The following is a 23,833-nucleotide window of genomic DNA, read 5'->3' as shown; positions in this document are numbered from 1 at the left end:
GGCGCCTACTTCTTCTTGTCCTTGCCGACCACCGACGGCAGCATGACGAGACCGGCGATGACCGCGAACAGCACGATCGGGATCGCCACGTACAGGCCGAGGGTCTGGGCAACGCTCAGACCGGCGCCCGGGTCGTCGCCGTCGTCCCGGGTCAGGGCCATGGCGGGCGACGACATCAGCATCATCAGCGTGGCCGCTGCGGAGACCGCACCGGCGCGCAAAGCGTTCCTCTTGTCCACGTTTCCACCGTACCGGCCCCTTACCCGGGGCCGCGCGCCGGGGTCAGCCTTCCGGGCCCGCCGCCGGGGCCGGGCCGGGGCGCTGCGCCTCCGCGGGTTCCTTCGCGCCCGCCGCGCCCGTCCTGCCCTTCCCGTCCTCCCCGCCGCCTTGACGGTTCAGCTCCGCCAGCACCGAGACGAGGGCGGCGGTGCCGGGTGCGGCGGCCAGCCGGTCGAGGGTGAGCGGCCGGCCGGCCGCGTCCGCCACCGGGAGCCGCCAGTTGGGGTACTGGTCCCAGGTGCCGGGCAGGTTCTGCGGGCGCGGGTCGCCGACGGTGTCGGGCAGCCAGACGCCCACCAGCTCGGCCGGCGTCGCCAGCAGGAACCGGTGCAGCACCTGCGGGTCCAGCGGCTCACCCTTCGCCAGCAGGCCCAGCCGGGTCAGTTCGGCCCGCCAGTCGGCCAGTTCGGCCGCCGCCTCGGCCTGCTCCTCGCCCAGCGCGCGGGCCAGCAGCCCCAGCCGGTGGCGCAGCTCCACGTGCTCGCCGGAGAGGCGGGCGGCGGTGCTCGGCAGGTCGTGCGTGGTCAGGGTGGCCAGGCAGTCGGCGCGCCAGCGGGCGGGCGGCAGGATCTCGCCCTTCGCCTGCCAGTCCCGCTCGAACCACAGGACGGAGGTGCCGAGGATCCCGCGCGCCGCCAACACCTCGCGCACGCCCGGTTCGACCGTCCCGAGGTCCTCACCGATGACCGCCGTCCCGGCCCGGTGCGCCTCCAGGGCCAGCACGCCGAGCATCGCCTCCGCGTCGTAGCGCACGTACGCGCCCTCGGTCGGGCGGTGGCCCTCCGGCACCCACCAGAGCCGGAACAGCCCCATCACATGGTCGATCCGCAGCGCGCCGGCGTGCCGGGCGGCCGAGCGCAGCAGTTCGGCGTACGGGGCGTAGCCGGCGGCGGCCAGCGCGTCCGGGCGCCAGGGCGGCAGGCCCCAGTCCTGGCCGTGGGCGTTGAAGGCGTCCGGCGGGGCGCCGGTGGAGATGCCGGTGGCCAGCACGTCCTGGAGCGCCCAGGCGTCCGCGCCGTTCGGGTGCACGCCGACGGCGAGGTCGTGGATCAGCCCGACGGTCATACCGGCCCGCTCGGCGGCCTGCTGGGCCTGCCCGAGCTGCTCGTCCACCTGCCAGGCCAGCCAGCGGTGGAACTCCACCCGGGCGGCAAGCTCGCCGCTCGCCAGCGTGACGTGCGGGCTGTCGGGGCGGCGCAGGCCCTTCGGCCAGGCGTGCCAGTCACTTCCGTGCGCCTCGGCGAGCGCCGACCAGACGGCGTACTTCTCCAGCCACGCGCCCTCCCGCCGGACGTACGCCCGGTACGCGGCCTCGCGCCCCACCCCGCGCGGGGCCTGGTGCAGCAGCTCCAGTGCCTCGCTCTTCAGCGTCCAGACCGCGTCCCGGTCGATCAGCCCGTCGTGCTCCAGCACCTCCGCCCGCAGCAGGCCGGCCCGGCGCGCCAGGTCCTCCACCCGGCCGCGCTGCCCCGGCCGCAGGTACGCGTACTCGGGGACGGCCTCGACCCGCAGGTGCACCGGATCGGCGAACCGTCGCGAGGAGGGGCGGTACGGCGACGGGTCGGAGGGCACCCCCGGCAGCGCCGCGTGCAGCGGGTTGATCTGCACGAAGCCGGCGCCCAGCCCGGCGCCCGCCCACTGCGCCAGCTCGGCGAGGTCCCCCAGGTCGCCCATCCCCCAGGACCGCTCCGACAGCACCGAGTACAGCTGCGCCAGGAACCCCCAACTGCGGCCCCGCAGAGCGTCCAGCCGCTCCGGCGCGACGATCAGCGCCGCCTCTGCCCGCCGCTCGCCCACCACGGCCAGCAGCCGGTGCCGGCCGAGCGGCAGGTCCGCGGGCAGCCAGTGCGAGCGGGCGGCGGGCAGCGTCCACTCGCCGCCGTCCTCCAGCTCGATGCTCACCCGGGCGTCGGCCGGCACGTCCAGCGCCGTCCGCCGCCCGGCCCGCACCACCACGCTCGGCGGCAGCAACCTGGCCTTGGCCTGCGCCAGATGACGCTCCATCGACTCCCTGACGGCCTCCGGCGTCCCCGCCTCCACCCCCAGCGCGGCCAGCACCGCCACCAGCGTCCGCGCGCCCACCGGCACCGGCCCGCTGCCCGGGTCGTACGTACTGTCCACGCCGTGCGCGTGCGCCAGCGCCACCAACTCCGGCGGAGGCGGCGGGGCGTCCTGCGCCGGCACCTGCCGGCTGCCTGTTTCGTCACGGTCGAGGTATGCGGCCACTCGCGGCTCCTGCGGGTCTCGGCGACGCCCGTACGGGACAGCACAAGTCCTACCCGCGCGGGGGTCGGCCGACCCGGCACGACACGACGGGGCGGGGGCGGTGCGGCGGGACGGGTGACGGGGGCGAGGCGCTCGCCTCCCGGACCGAGCAGCGGCCGGAGGTCCGGCGTCGGCCGGGGCATCCGGGCGGACGTCCCGCCGCACTGCCCCCGCCCCGTCGTGTCGGGTGCCCCGGCAACGCCCGGCCCCCGGTGGCCGACACCACGGCGCGCAGGCGACGCCTCCCCCGTACCGCTTCAGGCGGCTGTCACGGCCTTCGACGACGAGGCGGCCCGGTCCGATCCGACGAACCCACCCGGACCGGGAACACGCCGTGTCGAGCGCACCGCCCACGAACGGATTAACCATCACAAACCGGATATACAAGCCGCCCACGTTGACACCGCCTGTCTCAGCTGGTGGGCTTTGGCCGCGACCGGGGATCGTGGGTGGCCGAGCGCGGCACCCGGGTCGGTCGCCGATCGATGATCACTCCGTGCGTCCGGCCCGTTGACCTGGGCACTCACTGCGAGGAGGCCCCCTGTGCAGTCCCGTGTGTCCGTCGCCGCCGGCCGCAGGCTGAGGCAGCAGTTGGAGCAGAGCGCCGCCCTGCGGGACGTGCTGCAGCACCCGGCCGCGCTGGCGGCCCGGCGGGCGACCGCGCGGACGGCCCGGCAGTTGGCGCCGCGGGCGGCGGACCGGCTGATAGCCGACATCAAGGGGACGGAGCCGTTGCTGGCGTCCGTACGGGCCGAGCGGGCGGTGGCCGCGGGCGCGGTGCGGGTCCCCTCGCAGCGTCGGCGGACCCTGCAGGTCGCGGCGACGCTGTCGGCGGCCGCGGTGGTCGGCGGGCTGCTGGTGAGCGCCCCGTCCTCGTACGCGGCGCCGACGGCGTACGCGGCGGCGGCCGACGTGGTGGGCGGGGAGGCGCAGACGCCGCTGGGGAGCCTGGCGAATCCGCAGGTCTTCCCGCGTCCGCAGCAGCAGACGGTGGCGGGGCGGCCGGTGTCGGTGCCGGCCGAGGTGACGCTGGTGCTGGCGCCGAAGGCGGACGACGCCGCGGTGGACGCGGTGCGCGAGGTGCTGTCGATCGCCGGGGCGAGCACGTTGACGCCGCGGCCGGAGTCGCCGCAGCCGGCGGCCGGTTCGCTGGTGGTGTACGTGGGCGGCCCGGCCGAGGGCGCCGATCCGGTGGTGGACCAGGTGCTGCGCGAGCTGGCGGCCACCGCGGGCGACAAGGACAGCGCCGTGCCCTCGCCGGCCGGGCTGCCGGCCGGCGGGTACGTGCTGTCGGCGGGTCAGCTGGCGGCGCAGGGCGGCGGGACGTACGGCGCGGTGGTGCTCGCGGGCGTGGACGCCACCGGCACCTACTACGCGGCGCAGAGCCTGCGGCAGCTGCTGGCGGCCGTCCCGGCCGGTCAGGGCCAGGCGCCGGCGCCGGGCGGCGAGCCCGTCGCGCAGCCTGCCCAGGCGAACGCCGGCACCCTGGGCCTGCCGGGGATCTCGCTGCGCGACTGGCCGGGCGGCGCGCCGGTGCGCGGCACCGCCGAGGCCTTCTACGGCCGGCCGTGGACCCAGCAGCAGCGGCTGGACCAGTTGGACTTCCTGGGCCGCTCCAAGCAGAACTTCTACCTCTACGCCCCCGGCGACGACCCGTACCGCCTCGCCCGCTGGCGGGACGCCTACCCGGCCGCGCAGGCCGAGGAGCTGGCGGCGCTGGCCGCCGAGGCCCGCCGCAACCACATCACGCTGGGCTACGCGATCGACCCCGGTCAGTCGTTCTGCTACAGCTCCGGCAAGGACGTGGACGCGCTGATCGCGAAGCTGGACGGGCTGCGCCGGATCGGTTTCGGCTCCTTCCAGCTGCAGTTCCTGGACGTCAGCTACGACGAGTGGCACTGCGGCGGGGACAAGCGCGCCTTCGGCTCCGGGCCGGCCGCGGCCGCCAAGGCGCAGGCCGAGCTGGTCGGCAAGGTGCAGCAACGGCTGATCGCGAAGAACCCGGGGCTGGCGCCGCTGTCCGTGGTGCCGACCGAGTACCACCAGCAGGGCTCCACGCCGTACCGCAAGGCCCTGGCGGCGGCGCTGCCCGAGGGCGTGCAGATCGCCTGGAGCGGGGTCGGGGTGATCCCCGAGAAGATCACCGGCGCTCAGGCCGCCGACACCGGCGCGCTGTACGGGCACCCGCTGGTCACCCTGGACAACTACCCGGTCAACGACTCCAGCCCGGACCGCCTCTACCTGGGCGCCTACACCGGCCGGGACCCGGAGGTCGCGGCCCGCTCGGCCGCCCTGCTGACCGGTGCGATGCAGCAGCCGGTGGCCTCCCGGATCGCGCTCGCCACGGCGGGCGACTTCGCCTGGAACCCGGCCGGCTACCAGCCGGACGAGTCCTGGAAGGCCGCCGTGCGCTCGCTGGCCGGCCCCGCCGCGGGCCCGGTCACCGGCCCGGCCTCGGTGCTGGGCGCGGTCACCGCGCTGGCCGGCAACAGCTCCTCGTCCCCGCTGGCCAAGCAGGAGTCCGGCTACCTGGCGCCGCTGCTGGAGCGGTTCTGGTCGGCGCTGGAGCCGGCCTCCGGCAACGCCCCCGACCAGGCGAGGCTGCTGGACGCGGCGGCCCCGCTGCGGGAGGCCTTCGGGGCGATGGCGGCGGCTCCGCAGACCCTGGCGGGCGACCGGGCGACGGCCGCGCTGGCCGCCGAGGCCGGCCCCTGGCTGGCCCCGCTGCGGGCGTACGGGCTGGCCGGGCAGTCCGCGATCGACATGCTGCTGGCGCAGCGCGGCGGTGACGGCACGGCTGCCTGGAAGGCCCGGGTGGAGCTCGGCCGGCTGCGCGACCAGGCCGGTCAGAGCCCGGCGACGGTCGGCGGGGGCGTGCTGGGCCCCTTCCTGGAGCACGCCGTGCGGGTGGCGGACACCTGGGCCGGGGTGGCGGGCGGCAGCGTGACGCCGACCAGCACCCTGGGCGCCGCGAACGAGCACCCGCCGGCGCTGATGACGGACGGGGAGGCCGGCACCTTCTACTGGAGCTCCGCGCCGCCGCAGCCCGGCGACTCGGTGGGGATATCGCTCGGCGACGGGCGCCCGGTCGGCAGCGTGACGGTACTGATGGGCTCCTGGGGCAACGGCCCGGACGCCGCGACCGCGGTGGACGACTACATCCGGGACGGGGTGCTGGAGTACTCCACCGGCGAGGGCGGCTGGAAGCAGCTGGCCCAGGTCAGCCGGCAGAAGAGCGTCACGGCGCCGGTGCCGGCCGGCGAGGTGGTGAGGGCGGTGCGGCTGCGGGCCACGGCCGCGCAGAAGACCGCCGTCGCGATCCGCGAGTTCACCGTCACGGCGCCGGGCGAGGTCCCGACGAGCGTCTCCGGCGGCCCGGCGGCGACGCCCGGCTTCTCGGCCGCGGCCGTGCTGGACAACAACCCGGACACCGCCTACCGGGCGGCCACCGCGCCCACCGCCGCCGACGAGCCGCTGACCGTGGAGCTGGGCGCCGACCGTCCACTGGACCGCCTCACCGTGCTGACCGACCCGGGCGTGCGGGCCACCGCGACGGTGCAGGTGCGCCGGGCGGACGGCAGCTGGGCGGAGATCGGCACGGTCCGGCCCGGCTACAACGAGCTGCCGGCCGGCGGGCTGCCGGCGGGCGCGGTCCGGCTGACCTGGCAGCCCGGCGGGGAGCCGCCGGTCGTCAACCAGGTGATCCCCTGGTACGCGGACACGCCGGCCGCGCGGCTGAGCCTGTCGGACACCGCGGTGGACGTGGTGACCGGCGCGTCCGCGCCCGCGCAGACCCGCGCGTTCGTCGAGGCCGGCCGGCCGGAGGGGGTGACCGGTGAGCTGCGCACGGAGGTGCCGCCGATCGCCAAGGGGCTGACGGTCACTCCGGTGGCCGCCGTGACGGTGCCGCGCGGCGGCCGGGTGGGGACCCCGCTGCTGATCACGGCCACCCCGGAGACGCCCTCCGGGACGTACCAGGTGCCGGTGGTGTTCACGGCGGGCACGGCCAGCGTGCGGCAGGTGCTGCAGGTGCACGTGGTGCCGCCGACCGGTGGCGCCGACCTGGCGCCGACCGCGACGGCGACCTCCTCGGGCGACGAGACGCCGGCCTTCCCGGCCTCGGCGGTGGCCGACGGCGACCCGAAGAGCCGCTGGTCCTCGCCCGCCTCGGACAGCGCCTGGGTGCAGCTCAAGCTGCCGCAGGCGGTCCACCTGGGCGCGGTGGTGCTGCACTGGCAGGCCGCGTACGCCGCCTCGTACAAGGTGCAGACCTCGGCGGACGGGGTGTCCTGGACGACGGTGGCCTCGGTGGACGACGGCGGCGGCGGCACCGAGACGGTCCGCTTCGACGCGCCGGGCGCGGTGTACCTGCGGGTGCAGGGCGTGTCGCGGGCCACCAAGTACGGGTACTCGCTCTGGGGCATCGAGACCTACGCGGTCACGCCGGCCGCGCCGCCGGTGGCACCTCCCGTGCAGCCGGGCGCTCCGGCCGCGCCCCCCGCCGCGCCCCCGGCGCAGCCGCACTGACGCGCGCCGCCGCCGTAAGGACGGCGGGCCGCCGGCGCTCCCGCTCGGGGTGCGTCGGCGGCCCATGAGGCGTACCGGGATATGACGGGGCAGGCCCTTTGTGGAGCGGGATCAGGCGGAGAGCGGTTCGGGCTGCTCCCCGCGGCGGCCCGGCGCGGGGCGCGCGGGGGCGCCGTGCACCGGGAGGGAATGGGCGGCGTGCGCCCGGCCGAGCGGTACCGGGTGGGCCCCGGCGAACTCGGTATGGTCGTGGTGCTCGTACTCCCGGAACTGGTCGTTCGCCCCGTACGGCTCCAGGTAGGGCCGCCAGCGCGGGTCCTTGATCCCGGTGCCGATGATGCGCCAGGCCAGGCCGCTGGGCGGGGCGGGCTGGCGCTTCATCCGCCAGCCGAGTTCGGTGAGGTGCCGGTCGGCCTTGGTGTGGTTGCAGCGGCGGCAGGCCGCCACGACGTTGTCCCACCGGTGCTGGCCGCCCCGGCTGCGCGGGATGACGTGGTCGACGCTGGTCGCGGCGGCCCCGCAGTAGACGCAGCGCCCGTGGTCACGGGCGAACAGAGCGCGGCGGGTGAGCGGGACGGGCCCGCAGAAGGGGACCCGGACGAAGCGGGTCAGCCGGACGACGGACGGCGCCGGAAGGGCGCTGGTGGCGCTGTGCAGAGTGACTCCCGAGTCCTCCAGGCTGACCGCCTTGTGGTTGAGGACCAGGATGAGTGCGCGGCGCATCGATACGACGCCGAGTGGCTCGTAGGACGCGTTGAGGACCAGGACATGCGGCACGGATGCCTCCTTGGACGCCTGCGGCGCGTGGCTCGCGCCGGGACGAGCGGTTCGACCACGCAGCGGGTGCGTGATCTCCCCCAGTGTCGCCTTACGTGTTCGCGCGGCGCCACCACTCCTGTGTAACGGACCTGACGTGAATTCCGGATGTGTCTTCCGTCATACCCGGTATGCCCAGGTCGCGGCCGGGTTGCACCCGACGCGCCGGGGTGTCCTCGGCGCGTCGTCACCCGCCCGCCCCTCGGCGGTCACCGTCCGCCGTCACCCGGCGTCGGCCCGGCCGCGGACGGCCGGAGCAGCCCTGACTGCCTGTCCGGGACGGCCCCGGGCGGCCGCTAGGCTGGTTCGGACGGCCTTCGGGCCCGGGAGCGGCGCCGCACCGGGTCCCCGGCGGCCCTCCACCGCTCCCTGCAGGAAGGCCCCGCACGTGTCCTGGTCCGGTGTCACCGGTCTCCTCGCCGACGCGACCCCGACGACGGCTCCCACGGCCCCCACCCCCGGCACGGGCCAGCCGCCGTCCGGCCTGCCCGGGCTCGACCTCAGAATCCCCACCAGCGCGGACGAGGTCACCAGCAGCACCAAGGAGGCGGCCGGCTGGCTGGACGCGCACTGGCAGGAGTGGGTCGCCGGCGGTATCCGGATCGTCTTCATCGTGGTGCTCGCGCTGGTGCTGCGGGCCATGGTGCGCAAGCTGATCACCCAGTTGATTGGGCGGATGACCAAGCCCGCCGAGGGCGAGGCCGCCGAGCCGAGCCGGCTGGGCGGGCTGCTGGCGAACACCGGGGTGGTCAACCCGGAGCGGCGTCAGCAGCGCTCGGAGGCGATCGGCTCAGTGCTGCGCAGCGTGGCCTCGTTCACCATTCTGGGAACGGCCGCGCTGATGGTGCTGTCGGCCCTGGGGGTGAATCTCGCGCCGCTGCTGGCCAGTGCCGGTGTCGCGGGTGTGGCGATCGGTTTCGGCGCCCGCAACCTGGTGACGGACTTCCTCTCCGGGGTCTTCATGATCATGGAGGACCAGTACGGGGTCGGGGACGAGATCGACACCGGGGTGGCCACCGGCACGGTGCTGGAGGTCGGCCTGCGGGTGACCAAGCTGCGCGGGGCGAACGGCGAGATCTGGTACATCCGCAACGGCGAGGTGAAGCGGATCGCCAACATGAGCCAGGGCTGGTCGACCGCCTCGGTGGACGTCCAGGTCGGCTACAAGGAGGACCTGGTCCGGGTCGAGGCGCTGATCCTGGAGACGGCGGAGGCGCTGTCCAAGGAGTCCCCGTACGACGAGCTGATCTGGGCGCCGTTCTCGGTGCTCGGGGTGGAGTCGGTGGCGGCGGACTCGGTGGTGCTGCGACTGGAGGCGAGGACGGCCCCGGGCAGGTCCGCGCTGGTGGGCCGCGGTCTTCGGCAGCGACTGAAGGCGGCCTTCGACCTGGCGGGGATCAAGCTCAAGGAGGAGGTCCCGACCGCGGCCGCCGCCGCGACCGCGGCTGCCGCGGTCGCCCCGGTGCTGGTGGCGGACGCCGGCCCGCCGTCGGCGCTGGCCGATCCGGCCTCGCCGCGGTCGCTGGCCGCGGCGCCGATACCGGCTCCGGCCCGTCCGGCCGACGAGGCCGGGCCCGGGTCCCTCAAGACCACCTGAGCCGGCCTGCGCGGCCTCCGGGCCCTCGTCCCGGCCGGTCCGCCGCCGGGGCCGCCGCGGCCCCGGCCCGGGCGTCCGCGCGGACGGCCCGCGACGCCTCCCACCGAGCCCCGTCCCCCTTGCCGGGGGGCGGGGCTCGGTCGTGTCCGGTAACGCTTCGGCATCCACCTGCGGGCGGGCCATTGACACCCTGCTGAGCCGGGTTCTACGGTCCTCTCCAAGCGACTGGAAAGTTTCCTAACAGTTCTTGTCGCAACCACCGGGCGACCCCGCCCGGTCACCGCGGCCTGCCGGGCCCGAGCCACCCCGGCCTGCCGGGCCCACCCGACCCCGGCCTGCCGGCCGGGCCACCGAAAGAGGAGGATCGACCTGTGACCGAGAACACCAGCCGCCTCCCCCTCGCCGGTACCCCCAGCCTGCTGCGCGCCATCAACGACCGGGCCGCCCTCCAGCTGCTGCTGGAGAACGGGCCGCTCTCCCGCACCCAGATCGGCACCCTCACCGGCCTGTCCAAGCCCACCGCCTCCCAGCTGCTGGCCCGCCTGGAGGCCGCCGGGCTGGTGGTGCCGGTCGGCACCACCGAGGGCGGCCCCGGGCCGAACGCGCAGCTCTACCAGGTCGACCCGGCCGCCGGGTACGTCGCCGGGCTGGACGTCACCACCAGCCAGGTCCGGGTCGCGGTCGCCGACATCACCGGCCGCACCCTCGCCGAGCACGTCGTCCCCACCAAGGGCTGGCCCGCCGCCGCCACCGTGGAGAAGGTCGGCGAGGCGGTCGCCGAGACCGTCCGCCGGGCCGGCCTCGCCCCCGGCAGCCTGCGCGAGATCGTGATCGGCGTCGGCGGCGCCCCCGACCCGGTGAGCGGCAAGCTCCGCTACGCCTCGCACCTGCCCGGCTGGCACTCGCCGCGGCTCACCGACGAGCTCTCGGCCGCGCTGGACGCGCCGGTGAGCATCGAGAACGACGTCAACCTGGCCGCCGTCGCCGAACAGGCTTCCGGCGCCGCCCAGGGCTGCGAGGACTTCGTCCTACTCTGGGCCGGTGAGGGCACCGGCGCCGCGATCGTGATCGCCGGCCGCCTGCACCGGGGGTTCACCGGGGGCGCCGGGGAGGTCGGCTACATGCCGGTGCCCGGGGCACCGGTGGTCCGCGACGTCCGCCGGAAGAACTCCGGCGGGTTCCAGGAACTCGTCGGCGCACCGGCCGTCCGGGCACTCGCCCGGGAGCACGGCCTGACCGCGCCGACCGCCGAGGAGGCGGTCCTGCTGGCCCTGGAGACCCCGGGCGCCGGCGACGACTTCCTCACCGCGCTGGCCGGGCGCCTCGCCGTCGGGCTGGCCGTGATCGTCTCCGTCGTCGACCCCGAGCTCGTGGTGGTCTCCGGCGGCGTCCCGATCGCCGGCGGCGAGCGGCTGCGCCTGCTCGTCGAGGACGAGCTGGCCCGGATCGCGATCACCCGGCCGGAGGTCCGCAGCAGCGCGCTGCCCGGACCGCCCGTCCTGCACGGGGCGCTGCAGCGCGCACTGGCCGCCGCCCGCGAGGCGGTCTTCTCCACCCACTGACGCTCCGCCGCCCGACAGACCCTTCCCCGCCCGACTTCCCCGCACCGACTTCCCCGCACCCGACACCGCACCGCACCGCAGCTGAGGAAGACTCAGAACCGCGCCGCACCCGACACCGCGACCGCAGCACACCTTCCCCCAACCCCCGCCGGGCGACGAGGCAATGACGCCTGCCCGCGCACCCCCCAGGAGGACCTCGAAGTGCACGCCACCACCTCCCGCAGAGCCCGCCGTACGATCGCCGCCGTCACCGGAAGCGCCGTCCTGGCCCTGCTCGCCACCGCCTGCACCGGCACCAACTCCGGTGGCGGCAACGACGATTCGGCCAGCGGCAAGGACGTCACGATCACCTTCTGGCACGGTTGGAGCCAGGACAGCGAGACCAAGGCGATCAACGACAACATCGCCGCCTTCGAGAAGGCCCACCCGAACATCCACGTCAAGGCCGTCGGCAACATCGCGGACGACAAGACCAACCAGGCCCTGCGGGCCGGCGGCGACGACGCCCCCGACGTGGTGTCCTCCTTCACCACCAACAACGTCGGCACCTTCTGTTCGTCGAACGTCTTCGCGGACCTCAACCCGCTGCTGAAGAAGGACGGCATAGACGCCGCCAAGACCTTCCCGGCGGCGATGCTCAACTACACCCAGTTCAAGGGCAACCAGTGCTCGCTGCCGCTGCTCGGTGACGTGTTCGGCCTCTACTACAACAAGAAGGCCTTCGCCGCGGCCGGCATCACCGCGCCGCCGAAGACCTTCAGCGAGTTCGCCGACGCGGCCGCCAAGCTGACGATCGCCGACGGCGACGGCTTCAAGCAGCTCGGCTTCATGCCGAACTACCACGGCTACGAGTCGACCACCGAGCACTTCCTCGGCCAGTTCGGGCCCAGCTACTTCGGCTCCGACGGCAAGTCGAGCATCGCCACCGACCCCAAGGTCGCCGAGATGCTGACCTGGCAGAAGGGCCTGGTCGACAAGCTGGGCGGCTTCGACAAGCTGGAGAAGTACCGCGCCTCCTTCGGCGACGAGTTCAGCGCCAAGAACCCGTTCCACACCGGCCAGGTCGCGATGGCGATCGACGGTGAGTGGCGGACCGCCTCGCTGGCCACCGACAAGCCCGACTTCGAGTGGGCCACCGCGCCGTTCCCGGTGCCGGACGCCGAGGTCTCGACCTACGGCCGCGGCTACCAGACCGGCACCATCATCGGCATCGCCAAGAACAGCAAGAAGCAGGCCGCGGCCTGGGAGCTGGTCAAGTACCTGACCACCAACACCGACGCCGTGGTGAGCTTCGCCAACGCGATCCACAACGTGCCGAGCACCTTCGAGGCGCTGAACTCGCCGAAGCTGGACGCCGACGCGAACTTCAAGACCTTCCTGGACATCGCCAAGAACCCCAACTCCGGCACCACGCCCGCCAGCGTCAACGGCGGCGCGTACATCGTGTCCCTGCAGAACCTGGGCTACGACTACGAGTCGGGCAAGCAGACCGACCTGGCGGCCGGCCTCGCGGCCACCGCCAAGGAAATCGACGCCGCCGTGAACCAGGCGAAGTAGCGTAAGGCGAGCAACACATGGCAATCGCGTTCGGCTCCCGTAAGGCGAGTGCCGGACTCCCCGTCCCGGCGGCGCTTCGCAGCAAGCGCCGCCGGGCGGCGGCCCGCACCCTGGCCTTCCTCTCGCCCTGGCTGATCGGCTTCGGCTTCTTCTTCGTCTACCCGCTGGTCTCCACCCTCTACTTCTCCGTCACCCACTACGACGGGTTCACGACCCCGACGTTCACCGGCCTGAAGAACTGGTCGTACGTCTTCAACGACTACCCGTTCTTCTGGCAGGGCCTGCGCAACACCCTGTGGCTGGTCGTGGTGATGGTCTCGCTGCGGGTGGTCTTCGGTCTCGGCATCGGCATGCTGATCACCAAGGTGAAGACCGGTGCCGGGCTGTTCCGCACCTTCTTCTACCTGCCCTACCTGGCCCCGCCGGTGGCCGCCACGATGGCTTTCGCCTTCCTGCTCAACCCCGGTACCGGCCCGGTCAACCAGCTGCTCGGCGACCTCGGTCTGCCGGCTCCCGGCTGGTTCACCGACCCCAGCTGGTCCAAGCCCGCCCTGACCATGCTGGCCATGTGGGGCATCGGCGACCTGATGGTGATCTTCATGGCCGCCCTGCTGGACGTGCCGAAGGAGCAGTACGAGGCCGCCGAACTCGACGGCGCCGGACCGTTCCAGCGGTTCCGCTACGTGACCTTCCCGAACATCTCGCCGATCGTGATGTTCGCGGTGGTCACCGGGGTGATCCAGACCATGCAGTACTACACCCAGGCGATCGTCGCCGGGAAGGTCGCCAGCGGCGTGATCGGCGGGTCCGGCCAGCAGTTCGAACCCGGCTACCCCCAGGGCTCCACCTGGACCCTGCCGCAGATGGTCTACAACCTGGGCTTCCAGCGCTTCGACTACGGCTCGGCCTGCGTCATCGCCCTGATCCTGTTCGCCATCTCGATGGCGTTCACGTCGATCCTTCTGCGCCGCAAATCCGGCTTCATGGCGAACGAGGACTGACCCATGACACTCAGCACCACCCTCACCAAGCCCGCGGCCGCGCCCGGCTCCTCGAAGTCCGCCTCCGAGGCCGCCCGGACCGCCCGCCGGCGGGCCGCCCTGCACTGGGTCGCCGTGCACTCGACCGCGATCGCGGCCGCACTGTTCTTCGTCCTGCCGTTCGTGTTCGTCTTCCTCACCTCGGTGATGACCGACCAGCAGGCCCTCACCAAGAACCTCTGGCCCACCTCCTGGGAGTGGGGCAACTACGTCAAGGTGTGGCAGACCCCGGGCTTCCTCACCTGGTGGCGCAACACCCTGCTGTACGCGGGGCTCGGCACGCTGCTGACCGTGGTCTCCAGCCTGCCGGTGGCGTACGCGCTGGCCAAGTTCCGCTTCCGGGGCCGCAACCTCGCCCTGATGGCCGTCATCGCGATGATGATGCTGCCGCCGCAGGTCACCGTCATCCCGATGTACCTGTTCTGGGCGAAGCAGATGCACCTCAGCGGCACCCTCTGGCCGCTGATCATCCCGATGGCCTTCGGCGACGCGTTCTCGATCTTCCTGCTGCGCCAGTTCCTGCTGACCATCCCCAAGGAGTACATCGAGGCCGCCAAGATCGACGGCTGCGGTGACCTGCGGACGCTGCTCAGGGTCGTACTGCCGATGGCCAGACCGGCCATCGCCGCCGTGGCGCTCTTCCAGTTCTTCTACGCCTGGAACGACTACTTCGGCCCGCAGATCTACGCCAGCGAGAACCCCGGCGCCTGGACCCTCTCGTACGGGCTGGAGTCCTTCAAGGGCGCCCACCACACCAACTGGAACCTCACGATGGCCGCCACCCTCCTCGTCATGGCACCCGTCATCATCCTGTTCTTCTTCGCCCAGAAAGCCTTCATCGAAGGCGTCACACTGACAGGGGTCAAGGGCTGATGTCCCCCACGCTCAAGCTCGCCATCGTCGGCGGCGGATCCACCTACACCCCCGAACTCATCGACGGTTTCGCCCGGCTGCGCGACACGCTGCCGATCGGCGAACTCGTCCTGATCGACCCCGCCGCGGACCGCCTGGAGCTGGTCGGCGGTCTGGCCCGGCGGATCTTCGCCAAGCAGGGGCACCCCGGCACGATCAGCACCACCACGGACGTCGCGGCCGGCGTGCAGGGCGCGGACGCCGTCCTGCTGCAGCTGCGGGTCGGCGGACAGGCCGCCCGCGACCGGGACGAGACCTGGCCGCTGGAGTGCGGCTGCGTCGGCCAGGAGACCACCGGCGCCGGCGGCCTGGCGAAGGCCCTGCGGACCGTCCCGGTGGTGCTGGACATCGCCGAGCAGGTGCGCCGGGCCAACCCGGACGCCTGGATCGTCGACTTCACCAACCCGGTCGGCATCGTCACCCGGGCGCTGCAGAGCGCCGGGCACAAGGCGGTCGGCCTGTGCAACGTGGCGATCGGCTTCCAGCGGCGCTTCGCCAAGCACCTCGGCGTCGACCACGAGCTGATCCGGCTCGACCACGTCGGCCTGAACCACCTCACCTGGGAGCGCGGCGTCACCCTGCTCGACGCCCCCGGCAGCGCCACCGGCCGCGAGGTGCTGCCCGAGCTGCTGGCCGGCTTCGGCCAGGAGATCTCCGAGGACCTCCACCTGCCGCTGCCGGTGATCCGGCGCCTCGGCGTGGTCCCCTCGTACTACCTGCGGTACTTCTACCAGCACGACGTGGTGGTGGAGGAGCTGAAGGCGAAGGGCTCGCGGGCCTCCGAGGTCGCCGCGATCGAGCGGCAGCTGCTGGACATGTACGCCGACCCGGCGCTGGACAGCAAGCCCGAGCTGCTGGCGCAGCGCGGCGGCGCGTTCTACTCCGAGGCGGCGGTCCAGCTGATCGCCTCGCTGCTGGGCACCGACGGCCGGACCACCGTGCAGGTCGTCAACGCCCGCAACGACGGCGTGCTGCCGTTCCTGCCGGACGACGCCGTGATCGAGGTGCCGGCCGAGGTCGACGCCGCCGGCGTGCGCCCCCTGCCGCAGCGCCCCGTGGAGCCGCTCTACGCCGGCCTGATCGCCGGCGTGACCGCGTACGAGCAGCTCGCCCTGGAGGCCGCGCTCAAGGGTGGCCGGGACCGGGTCTTCGACGCCCTGCTCGCGCACCCGCTGGTCGGCCAGCTGGAGCTCGCGGACAAGCTGACGGACAGCCTGCTCGCCAACAACCGCGAGCACCTCAGCTGGGCCTGAGCAGCCCTCAGCAGCACCCAGAAACCCCGGTCGGGACGACGGCCGGGGCACGTACGAGCGCGGGGACCTGATGACCCACCAGCCCGATCCACTCCTGCCCGGCGTCCTGGCCATCGACGCCGGCAACAGCAAGACCGACGTCGCCCTCGTCGCCGCCGACGGCACCGTCCTCGGCAGCGCCCGGGGCGGCGGCTTCCAGCCGCACCTGGTCGGCCCGAAGGCCGCGATCGCCGCCCTGGTGCCGCTGGTCGCGGCCGCGGCCGCGCAGGCCGGCCACACCCTCGGCGGCAGACCGCTGACCAGCCACGTCAGCGCCTGTCTGGCCAACGCCGACCTCCCGGTGGAGGAGCGGCTGCTGCAGGCCGCCATCGCGGAGCAGCCCTGGGGCGTCACCGCGGACGTCGTCAACGACACCTTCGGCCTGCTGCGGGCCGGTACCGACGGGCCGCGCGGGGTCGCCGTGGTCTGCGGCGCGGGCATCAACTGCGTGGGCCTGCTGCCGGACGGCCGGACGGCGCGGTTCCCCGCCCTCGGCGAGCTCACCGGCGACTGGGGCGGCGGCGCGGGCCTGGCCGCCAGCAGCATGTGGCACGCCGTGCGGGCCGAGGACGGCCGGGGGGCGCCCACCGCGCTGGCCGCCGCCATCGCCGCGCACTTCGGCCTGCCGAGCTCCAGCGCCGTCGCCGAGGCGATGCACCTCGGCCAGCTGGACCGCGGCCGGCTGCACGAGATCGTCCGGGTGCTGTTCGCCACCGCGCAGGCCGGCGACGGCCCGGCGCTGGAGCTGATCGACCGCCAGGCGGACGAGATCACCCGCCTCGCGATCGTCGCCCTCACCCGGCTCGGCCTGCTCGGCGAGCCCACCCCGGTGGTACTCGGCGGCGGTGTGCTGGCCTCGCGCCAGCCGCTGCTGATCGACAACGTGACGGCCCGGCTGGCCGCCGCCGCCCCGCGGGCCGAACCGCGCATCGTGGTCGCCCCGCCGGTGCTCGGCGCCGCCCTGCTCGGCCTGGACCACCTGGCGGCGGCGGGCCTGGGCGGCGGCCCGGCGGCCCAGGAGCGGCTGCGTTCGGCGTACTCGCTCCAGGACCAGGTCGCGGCCTGACCGGCGCAGCGCCACCCGCCCTTCGGGGCAGCACCCTCCGACCCGGCGTCCGCCAGGGAGGTCGGCCGGACAGGCCCGCACGCCTGTCCGGCCGGCTCCCCCGGCGGACGCCGTCATGTCCGGGCCCGTCAAATCCGGGCCCGTCATGTCCGGGCCTTCATATCGGATCCCTCGCGTCGGGCCCGCCCACGGTGGACACGTCCCCGGCCGGGCGGCCCGGCTCGTCTACGCTCCTCCCCATGAGCCCCTCCATCGCCTCGAACACCCGCGTGGAACTCGCCGAGTTGCTGGACTTCGTCCGGCCGCGGCACCGCGCGCTCCTGCTCACCCGCCGGGCCGACGGCTCCCCGCAGGCCTCGCCCCTCACCTGCGGCGTGGACGACGCCGGCCGGATCGTCGTCTCCACGTACCCGGAGCGCGCCAAGGTCCGCAACGCCCGCCGCGACCCGGCGGTCAGCGTGGTGGTGCTGTCCGACGAGTGGAACGGACCGTGGGTGCAGATCGACGGCGAGGCCGAGGTCGTCGACCTGCCCGAGGCGGTCGAGCCGCTGGTCGAGTACTACCGGAACATCGCGGGCGAGCACCCGGACTGGGACGAGTACCGGGCGGCGATGGTCAAGCAGGGCAAGTCGCTGATCCGGATCACCCCGCGCCGCTGGGGCCCGGTCGCCACCGGCGGCTTCCCGGCCCGCCTCGCCGAGCCCGAGGGGGACGAGGGACGGGGCTGAGGCACCGGCCCGGCCCATACCGCCCGCGAAGGACGTCCCGTGACCCGACCCGGCACCGCCGGACCGCCCGCCCCCGAGGACCCGCCGGTCGGCGGGGAGCCGCTGCCGTCCGAGGAGTCGCTGCCCCCGACCGAGCGGCGCAACCCGGCCAGCACCGGCCTGGACCGGCTCGGCACCGCCGACCTCCTCGCCCTGATCAACCGTGAGGACGCCGGCGTGCCCGGCGCCGTCGCGGCCGCGCTGCCCGCGATCGAGGCCCTGGTGGAGGCCGGTCTGGCAGCCCTCGCCCGGAGCGGCCGGGTGCACTACTTCGGTGCGGGCTCCTCCGGCCGGGCCGCCCTGGCCGACGCCGCCGAACTGCTGCCCACCTACGGCGTCGGCCCGGAGACCGTCCGTCCGCACCTGGCGGGCGGTCCGGCGGCCGGGCGGACGGCCGACGAGGCGGCGGAGGACCGCGCGGACGGCGCCGACACGGCCGACGTCCGGGCCGGCGACCTGGTGATCGGGATCAGCGCGAGCGGCCGGACGGCGTACGTCGGCGCCGCGCTCACCCACGGCCGGGCGGCCGGCGCCGTCACCGCCCTGCTCTCCGGGGACCCGGCCGCCCCGCTGGCCGCCCACGCCGACCTGCACATCGTGCTGGCCACCGGCCCCGAGGTGGTCACCGGCTCCACCCGGATGAAGGCCGCGACCGCGCAGAAGCTCGCCCTGAACATGTTCTCGACCGCGCTGATGGTCCGCACCGGGCACACCTGGTCGAACCTGATGGTGACCGCCTCGGCCGGGAACGCGAAACTGCACCGGCGGGCGGTCCGTACGCTGTCCCTGGCCTGCGGGGTGCCGGCCGCCGAGGCCGAGCGGGCGCTGCGCGCCTGCGAAGGCCGGACGGCGACCGCGCTGGTCTCGCTGCTGGCCGGCGTCGGGCCCGAGGCCGCCGGGGCCGCGCTGCGGGCGGCGGGCGGTCTGCCGCTGGCCGCCGTCCGGAGGCTGGCCGCATCGGCGGCCGCACCCGTCGTCCACGACCCGGAGGACCCGTCATGAGCGCGCCCGAGGACCAGGCCACCGGCCCGGGCCCCGCCCCTGGAACCGGACCGGGCACCGGCTCCGCCGACCGCACCGGTGCGGGGGCGCGGGACGCGGGCGCCTGGCCGTCGCCCGGCGCCGAGCAGCGCCTGGTGCTGGGCGTCGACGCCGGCGGCACCGCCGTCCGGGCCGTGCTCGCGGACCTGACGGGCCGACGCCTCGGCGAGGCCCGCGGCGGTGGCGGCAACCCGCAGGCCCAGGGCGGCCCGGCGGCCGCGCAGCGGATCGGCACGGTGATCGGGGCCGCGCTCGGCGACCACGACCCGGACCGGCTCGCCGCCTGCGTGATCGGCCTGGCCGGCTACCGGCGGTTCGCCACCGACACGGCCGCGGTGGCCTTCACCGAGGAGTGCCGGACCGCCGCCGGGCCGGCCGTTCCCGGCCACCTGAGGCTGTCCCTGCGGCCGGACGCGGAGGTGGCCTTCGCCGCCGGCACCGCCGCGCCGGACGGCGTGGTGCTGATCGCGGGCACCGGCGCGGTCGCCTGCCGGCTCCAGCGCCGCCGGGTCAGCGGCGTCCGGGGCGGCCAGGGCTGGCTGCTCGGCGACGAGGGCTCCGGGTTCTGGCTCGGCCGGGAGGCCGCCCGGCACGCCCTCGACACGCTGGGGTCGCCGTCCGGCGCGCCGGACGCCCTGACCACCGCCGTGCTCGCCGCCCTGGGCGTCCCCGCCCGCCCCCGGGCCGGCGCCGTCGCGGGCCTGCTGCGCGCGGTCTACGACGCGCCGGCCACCGCACCGGCCGCCCTGGCGCCGCTGGTCAGCGCCGGTGCGGCGGCTGGCGACGGGGCCGCCGCCCGGATCGCCGCCCGTGCGGCTGCGCATCTGGCCGCCCTGGTCGAATCCGCCCTGCCGGCCGGTGCCCCGCCGGAGCCGATCGTGCTGGCCGGCGCGGTGGCCGCCTCCCCCGGCCCGGTGCGGGACGCGCTCACCGCTGCCTTGGCCGCTCTGCCCGGCCGGGTCGTGGCGGCCGGCGACACCGCCATGGCTGCCGCCTGGCTGGCCGCCCGCACGGTCGTGCCCGGCACCCCGCACGAGGCCTTCCTGCCGTAGGCCCGGGCAGGCGGGCACGCCGGCCGTCTGCCTGCTGGACGCCGCCGCCCCCGCCCGCCCGGTTCGGGTTGAGTGTCGGGCGGGCACGGCGGTCGACCAGGAGGTGGCGAGGATGCGGGGCACGGCGGCAGCGGACGGCGGACGGGCGCCGGACCGGCGGCGCTGGGCGGTGCTGGCCGTCGGGATGCTGGCGATGACGGCCGGGTGCGCCTTCCAGTTCGGGCTGCCCTACCTGATCCCGGCCCTGCGTGACGAGGGTCTGTCGCTGGGGCGGGCCGGTCTGCTGGCGGCCTGCCCGACGGCCGGGCTGGTGTTGACGCTGGCCGCCTGGGGTTCGGCGGCGGACCGCTGGGGCGAGCGCTGGGTGCTGGCGGGCGGGCTGGGCGTGGCCGGTCTGGTGCTGCTGGCCGCGCCGGCGGTGCGCGGGACGGCCGCGCTGGGCGCCTGCTTCGTGCTGGCCGGCGCGGCCGGCGCCTCGGCGCACGCCTCCAGCGGGCGGCTGATCCTCGGCTGGTTCCCGGCCCGCGAGCGGGGTGTCGCGATGGGGCTGCGGCAGACCTCGCTGCCCCTGGGGATGGCGGTCGCCGCCGTCCTGCTGCCCCGGACGGCGGCGCACGGACGCGGGACGGCGCTGGCCGTGCTGGGCGCGATGAGCGTGACGGCGGCCCTGCTGGTGGTGGTCGCCGTCCGCGATCCGGCCCGGCCTGCCCGGGACGTGCCGGGGCGGGCCGGGTCGCCGTACCGGACGCCGGTGCTGTGGCGGCTGCACGGCGCGGCGACGTTGCTGGTGGTGCCGCAGTTCGTGGTGGCCGCCTTCGCGCTGGTGCTGCTGGTGGACGAGCGGGGCTGGGCGCCCTCCACGGCCGGTGCGCTGCTGGCCTGTGTGCAGGTCGGCGGCGCGGGCGCCCGGTTGGCCTCGGGCCGCTGGTCGGACGTGGTGGGCAGCCGGACCGGGCCGATGCGGGTGCTCGCCCTGGTGACCGCCGGGGCGCTGGCGGCGCTGACGGTCTGCGTGCTGACCGGCTCGCCCGTCGCGACGGTGGCGCTGGCGGCCACCGGGGTGCTGACGGTGAGCACCAACGGTCTCTCCTTCACCGCCGTCGCCGAGTACGCGGGGGCCGGCTGGGCGGGCCGTGCCCTGGGCATCCACACCACCGTCCAGAACGCGGTCGCGGCCTGCGTGCCGCCGCTGGCCGCCCGGTTGATCGGCGCGGGCGGCTTCGGCCTCGCTTACGGCCTGACGGTCGCCCTCCCGTTGCTGGCCGCCGCCCTGGTGCCGGCGGAGCTCCGCCCGCCCGACGCCGTACGGGCGCCCGGTCCGGCGGGCGGGTCCGTCCTCGGGCCGGCGGCCGAAGTCGGGTCTGTGACCGGTGCGGGGACGGTGAACGGAGCCGGGCCGACGGCCGGAGCCGGGCCGGGGCTGCCGGGCGGACGCCGCCCCGCCCCGCGGACGTAGACTCCCCGGACCGGCAGGGCGAGGGGGTGCGACAGCCGTGGACCGATGGACCGGCGCGGCCACCGTGCGGCCCGGGATGCTGCTGTTCGGCGGCCGGATCGGCGCCGCCGCGATGCACGCCCACCACTCGGTCCAGGTCCTGGTGGCCGCCCGGGGCACGCTGGAACTCGCCGACGCCGCCGGCCTGCGGGTGGTCTGCCGGGCCGTGGTCGTCCCGGCGGACACCGAGCACACCGTGCTGCGGGGCGCCGCCGAGGGCGTGCTGGCACAGCTCGACCCGGACTCCGTGACCGGCCGCGAACTCGCCCGCCGCGCGCAGCCGCCCGGGTGCGCGGCCGCCTGGGCCCGCGCGGGCGGGGCGCTGCCACCGGTGAGCGGTGGTGGGCACGAGGAACTCCTCGCCCGGATCGGGGCGTTGGTGGACGCGGCGGCCGGTGGCGGCCCGGCGCGGGCCCGTCACCCCGCGGTGGCGCGGGCGGTCGCCCGGCTGCCGGAACTGGTCGCGGACGGCAAGGTGCGGATCGGCGCCCTGGCCGCCGCGGTGGGCCTGTCGGAGAGCCGGCTGGCCCACCTGTTCCGGGCCGAACTGGGCCTGCCGCTACGGCCGTACGTGCGCTGGCTGCGGATGCGCCGGGCCACCGAACTGATCGCCGCCGGGGCGTCGCTGACGGCGGCGGCGCACCAGGCGGGCTTCGCCGACGCGGCGCACCTCACCCGGACCTGCCGCCGGACCTTCGGCATCCCGCCCTCGGAGTTCGCCCACCGGGTGCGCTGGGTACCCGGGTCGTCGGCCTCACCGACGTGGCCGTAGGCCGTGCCTGACGATGCCCCTGGCCGCACCGGCAGGATCGCAGCAGGTTCGTTCAAGTCAGGCCGGCCGGCGCCCGGCAGGCTGGGGGTCGCGCCGGCTCCGAACGGACCGGCCCGTCAGGAGGAACCATGCCGCACCCCATGCCGTCCCGCGTCCGCGAAGCCTTCGAGGGCGAACTGCGCCGGGCCCGTACCAGCACCGACCCGGCCGGGATGTGGAGCGCCCTGGAACGGGCGCACGTCCTCTCCCAGCCCTGGGCCTGGCCGCACACCCGGGCGCACTGGGCGATGTTCCGCCTGGCGCTGCGCCACCGGGACCGCCGGGAGGCGGTCGGCCAGGTGGTCAGGTTGCTGGTGGCGGCGCCGGGTTCACTGACCGGCCGGGCGCCGGTCGGGAACAACGGTCGTACGGCGGCCGGACTGTTCACCCCGATGACCGTCCCCGGGGATCTGGCGCTGCTGCTGGCCGACCGGCCGGGCGCCGCTTCCTCCCGGGCCGCCGGCTGACGGCCCGCGGCCGCCCCGGGCGCTCCCCGGCAGCTCAGCCGCCGATCAGCCGCCGATCAGCCGCCGATCAGCCGGGCCAGTGCGGTGACCAGCACCGCGATGCCGACCACCAGCAGGAAGGGCGCCCGTCGCCAGGCGGCGAGCGCGGCGGCGGCCAGGCCCAGGGCGCGGGCGTCCAGGCTGAGGCCGTCGTCCTTGCCGAAGGTCTGCAGGGCGGTGAGGGCGGCCAGCAGGGCGACCGGGATGAGCGCGGCCGAGCGGCGCACGGCCGGGCGCTCCAGCAGTCCGGCCGGGATGCTGAGGCCGATCAGCTTGAGCAGGTAGCAGCCGAGGGCGGTCGCGCCGACGGCGATCCAGACGGTCATCCGAGGTCCTCCTTGCCGGCGCGGCCGCGGGTGCCGGCGCGGCCGGGGGTGCTGGCGGGGGCGGAGGTGGTGGCGGGGCCGGAGCCGTCGGGGCCGCCCGGCCCGTCGCCGGCGGCGCGGTCGCGGCGGCGGGCGGCGGCCAGCACGATCGGCACGGCGGCGATCGAGAGCAGGACCGGCACGCCGGTGGGCAGGACCACGGTGGCGGCCAGCGCCAGGAGGGCGCCGACGGCGGCCACCTTCAGCTCGGTCGCCCCCTCCCGCAGCCGGGGTGCGAGCAGTGCCAGGAAGACGGCCGGCCCGGCCGCGTCGAGCCCGTAGACGGCCGGGTCGCCGAGGGCGTCGGCCCCGAGGGCGCCGGCCAGGGTGCAGAGGTTCCAGGTGGCGAACAGGCTGATCCCGGTGACGGCGAAGCCGAGCCGGGCGCTGCGGCGGTCGGGCTGGGTGAGGGCGACGGCGGCGGTCTCGTCGATCGTCAGGTGCGCGGCGAACGGCCTGGTCAACCGGGAGAGTTCCAGCCGGGGCCCGAGGCGCAGCCCGTAGAAGGCGTTGCGGGCGCCGAGGAAGAGCGCGCCGAGCACGGCGGCCGGCAGCGCGGCCCCGGCGGCCAGCGCGCTGACCAGGGCGAACTGCGAGGCGCCGGTGAAGACCAGCAGGCTGAGCGCGCAGGTCTGCCAGACGCTCAGGTGGGCGGCACTGCCGGCGACGCCGAAGGCCAGCCCGGAGACGCCGACGGTGAGCCCGATGCCGAGCGAGTCGCGGACGACGGCCGCCGTGGCCCTCCGGGCGGGGGCCGTCCCGGCGGGGGCTTCCCCGGCGGTCGGCAGGTCCTGTTCCAACTTCATCCGGTCACACTCATCCGGTCCGCACTCCCTGATGTTCGCCGTGGCGAACGCCTGTCCATTAGAGTGAACGAGACGAT

At 75.4% G+C, this 23,833-nt stretch carries 18 protein-coding genes and 1 pseudogene; 14 read left to right on the top strand and 5 right to left on the bottom strand.

Annotated features, from left to right (window positions below):
- Window positions 1-5 precede the first annotated feature (5 nt).
- Together J2S46_RS28060 and malQ are read right to left on the bottom strand one after the other, a co-directional pair.
- On the bottom strand, window positions 6-239 hold the full coding sequence (locus J2S46_RS28060; RefSeq protein ID WP_073928935.1) for a hypothetical protein: 234 nt from the start codon (window positions 237-239) through the stop codon (window positions 6-8).
- 43 nt (window positions 240-282) lie between these two features.
- On the bottom strand, window positions 283-2,463 hold the full coding sequence (malQ, locus tag J2S46_RS28055; RefSeq protein ID WP_229913113.1) for a 4-alpha-glucanotransferase: 2,181 nt from the start codon (window positions 2,461-2,463) through the stop codon (window positions 283-285).
- 624 nt (window positions 2,464-3,087) lie between these two features.
- On the opposite strand from malQ, the gene J2S46_RS28050 reads away from it, so the two are divergent.
- Entirely contained in the window at window positions 3,088-7,071 is a 3,984-nt protein-coding gene (locus J2S46_RS28050) for a glycoside hydrolase family 84 protein (RefSeq protein ID WP_229913106.1), read from the top strand.
- A 273-nt stretch (window positions 7,072-7,344) separates the two neighbouring features.
- On the opposite strand, the pseudogene J2S46_RS28045 reads toward J2S46_RS28050, so the two are convergent.
- A pseudogene (locus J2S46_RS28045) lies at window positions 7,345-7,848 on the bottom strand (HNH endonuclease); the annotation flags it as partial.
- A gap of 523 nt (window positions 7,849-8,371) precedes the next feature.
- On the opposite strand from J2S46_RS28045, the gene J2S46_RS28040 reads away from it, so the two are divergent.
- The 13 genes from J2S46_RS28040 to J2S46_RS27980 all read left to right on the top strand — a co-directional run bounded on the left by J2S46_RS28040 (window position 8,372) and on the right by J2S46_RS27980 (window position 22,546).
- A complete protein-coding gene (locus J2S46_RS28040; protein ID WP_191292529.1) occupies window positions 8,372-9,484 on the top strand; it encodes a mechanosensitive ion channel family protein in 1,113 nt (370 codons plus the stop codon).
- A gap of 371 nt (window positions 9,485-9,855) precedes the next feature.
- Window positions 9,856-11,046, top strand: coding sequence for an ROK family transcriptional regulator (locus tag J2S46_RS28035; RefSeq protein WP_191292516.1), 1,191 nt, complete (start codon window positions 9,856-9,858; stop codon window positions 11,044-11,046).
- 201 nt (window positions 11,047-11,247) lie between these two features.
- Window positions 11,248-12,603 (top strand): ABC transporter substrate-binding protein, encoded by a 1,356-nt coding sequence (locus J2S46_RS28030; RefSeq protein ID WP_191292515.1) that lies wholly within the window; start codon window positions 11,248-11,250, stop codon window positions 12,601-12,603.
- 17 nt (window positions 12,604-12,620) lie between these two features.
- The gene (locus tag J2S46_RS28025; protein WP_191292514.1) at window positions 12,621-13,604 is read left to right on the top strand and encodes a carbohydrate ABC transporter permease; all 984 of its coding nucleotides are present in this window, start codon (window positions 12,621-12,623) and stop codon (window positions 13,602-13,604) included.
- Window positions 13,605-13,607: 3 nt separating this feature from the next.
- Window positions 13,608-14,516, top strand: a complete 909-nt coding sequence (locus J2S46_RS28020; RefSeq protein WP_191292513.1) for a carbohydrate ABC transporter permease — start codon at window positions 13,608-13,610, stop codon at window positions 14,514-14,516.
- The gene (locus J2S46_RS28015; RefSeq protein WP_191292512.1) at window positions 14,516-15,808 is read left to right on the top strand and encodes a 6-phospho-beta-glucosidase; all 1,293 of its coding nucleotides are present in this window, start codon (window positions 14,516-14,518) and stop codon (window positions 15,806-15,808) included. Before J2S46_RS28020 ends, J2S46_RS28015 begins: the two co-directional genes overlap by 1 nt.
- Window positions 15,809-15,878: 70 nt before the next feature.
- Window positions 15,879-16,913 (top strand): N-acetylglucosamine kinase, encoded by a 1,035-nt coding sequence (locus J2S46_RS28010; RefSeq protein ID WP_191292511.1) that lies wholly within the window; start codon window positions 15,879-15,881, stop codon window positions 16,911-16,913.
- 239 nt (window positions 16,914-17,152) lie between these two features.
- Window positions 17,153-17,641 (top strand): PPOX class F420-dependent oxidoreductase, encoded by a 489-nt coding sequence (locus J2S46_RS28005; RefSeq protein WP_191292510.1) that lies wholly within the window; start codon window positions 17,153-17,155, stop codon window positions 17,639-17,641.
- A gap of 39 nt (window positions 17,642-17,680) precedes the next feature.
- The gene (locus J2S46_RS28000; RefSeq protein ID WP_229913105.1) at window positions 17,681-18,682 is read left to right on the top strand and encodes an N-acetylmuramic acid 6-phosphate etherase; all 1,002 of its coding nucleotides are present in this window, start codon (window positions 17,681-17,683) and stop codon (window positions 18,680-18,682) included.
- Window positions 18,679-19,773 carry an N-acetylglucosamine kinase gene (locus J2S46_RS27995; RefSeq protein WP_191292509.1) on the top strand — a complete coding sequence of 365 codons (1,095 nt, stop codon included), beginning with the start codon at window positions 18,679-18,681 and terminating at the stop codon, window positions 19,771-19,773. Before J2S46_RS28000 ends, J2S46_RS27995 begins: the two co-directional genes overlap by 4 nt.
- Before the next feature lie 112 nt (window positions 19,774-19,885).
- Window positions 19,886-21,229 carry an MFS transporter gene (locus J2S46_RS27990; RefSeq protein WP_191292508.1) on the top strand — a complete coding sequence of 448 codons (1,344 nt, stop codon included), beginning with the start codon at window positions 19,886-19,888 and terminating at the stop codon, window positions 21,227-21,229.
- Between the two features lie 37 nt (window positions 21,230-21,266).
- Complete coding sequence (locus tag J2S46_RS27985) at window positions 21,267-22,040, top strand: helix-turn-helix transcriptional regulator (RefSeq protein ID WP_191292507.1); 774 nt, start codon at window positions 21,267-21,269, stop codon at window positions 22,038-22,040.
- A 128-nt stretch (window positions 22,041-22,168) separates the two neighbouring features.
- Window positions 22,169-22,546 carry a DUF3703 domain-containing protein gene (locus tag J2S46_RS27980; protein WP_191292506.1) on the top strand — a complete coding sequence of 126 codons (378 nt, stop codon included), beginning with the start codon at window positions 22,169-22,171 and terminating at the stop codon, window positions 22,544-22,546.
- 56 nt (window positions 22,547-22,602) lie between these two features.
- Here J2S46_RS27980 and J2S46_RS27975 read toward each other — a convergent pair whose 3' ends face one another.
- Together J2S46_RS27975 and J2S46_RS27970 are read right to left on the bottom strand one after the other, a co-directional pair.
- The gene (locus tag J2S46_RS27975) at window positions 22,603-22,911 is read right to left on the bottom strand and encodes an AzlD domain-containing protein (RefSeq protein ID WP_191292505.1); all 309 of its coding nucleotides are present in this window, start codon (window positions 22,909-22,911) and stop codon (window positions 22,603-22,605) included.
- A complete protein-coding gene (locus tag J2S46_RS27970) occupies window positions 22,908-23,756 on the bottom strand; it encodes an AzlC family ABC transporter permease (RefSeq protein ID WP_191292504.1) in 849 nt (282 codons plus the stop codon). Before J2S46_RS27970 ends, J2S46_RS27975 begins: the two co-directional genes overlap by 4 nt.
- Between the last annotated feature and the right edge of the window lie 77 nt (window positions 23,757-23,833).

It is taken from the genome of Kitasatospora herbaricolor, assembly GCF_030813695.1.
GTDB classification, from domain to species: Bacteria; Actinomycetota; Actinomycetes; order Streptomycetales; family Streptomycetaceae; genus Kitasatospora; species Kitasatospora herbaricolor.
This window is presented reverse-complemented; position numbering and strand designations above follow the sequence as displayed.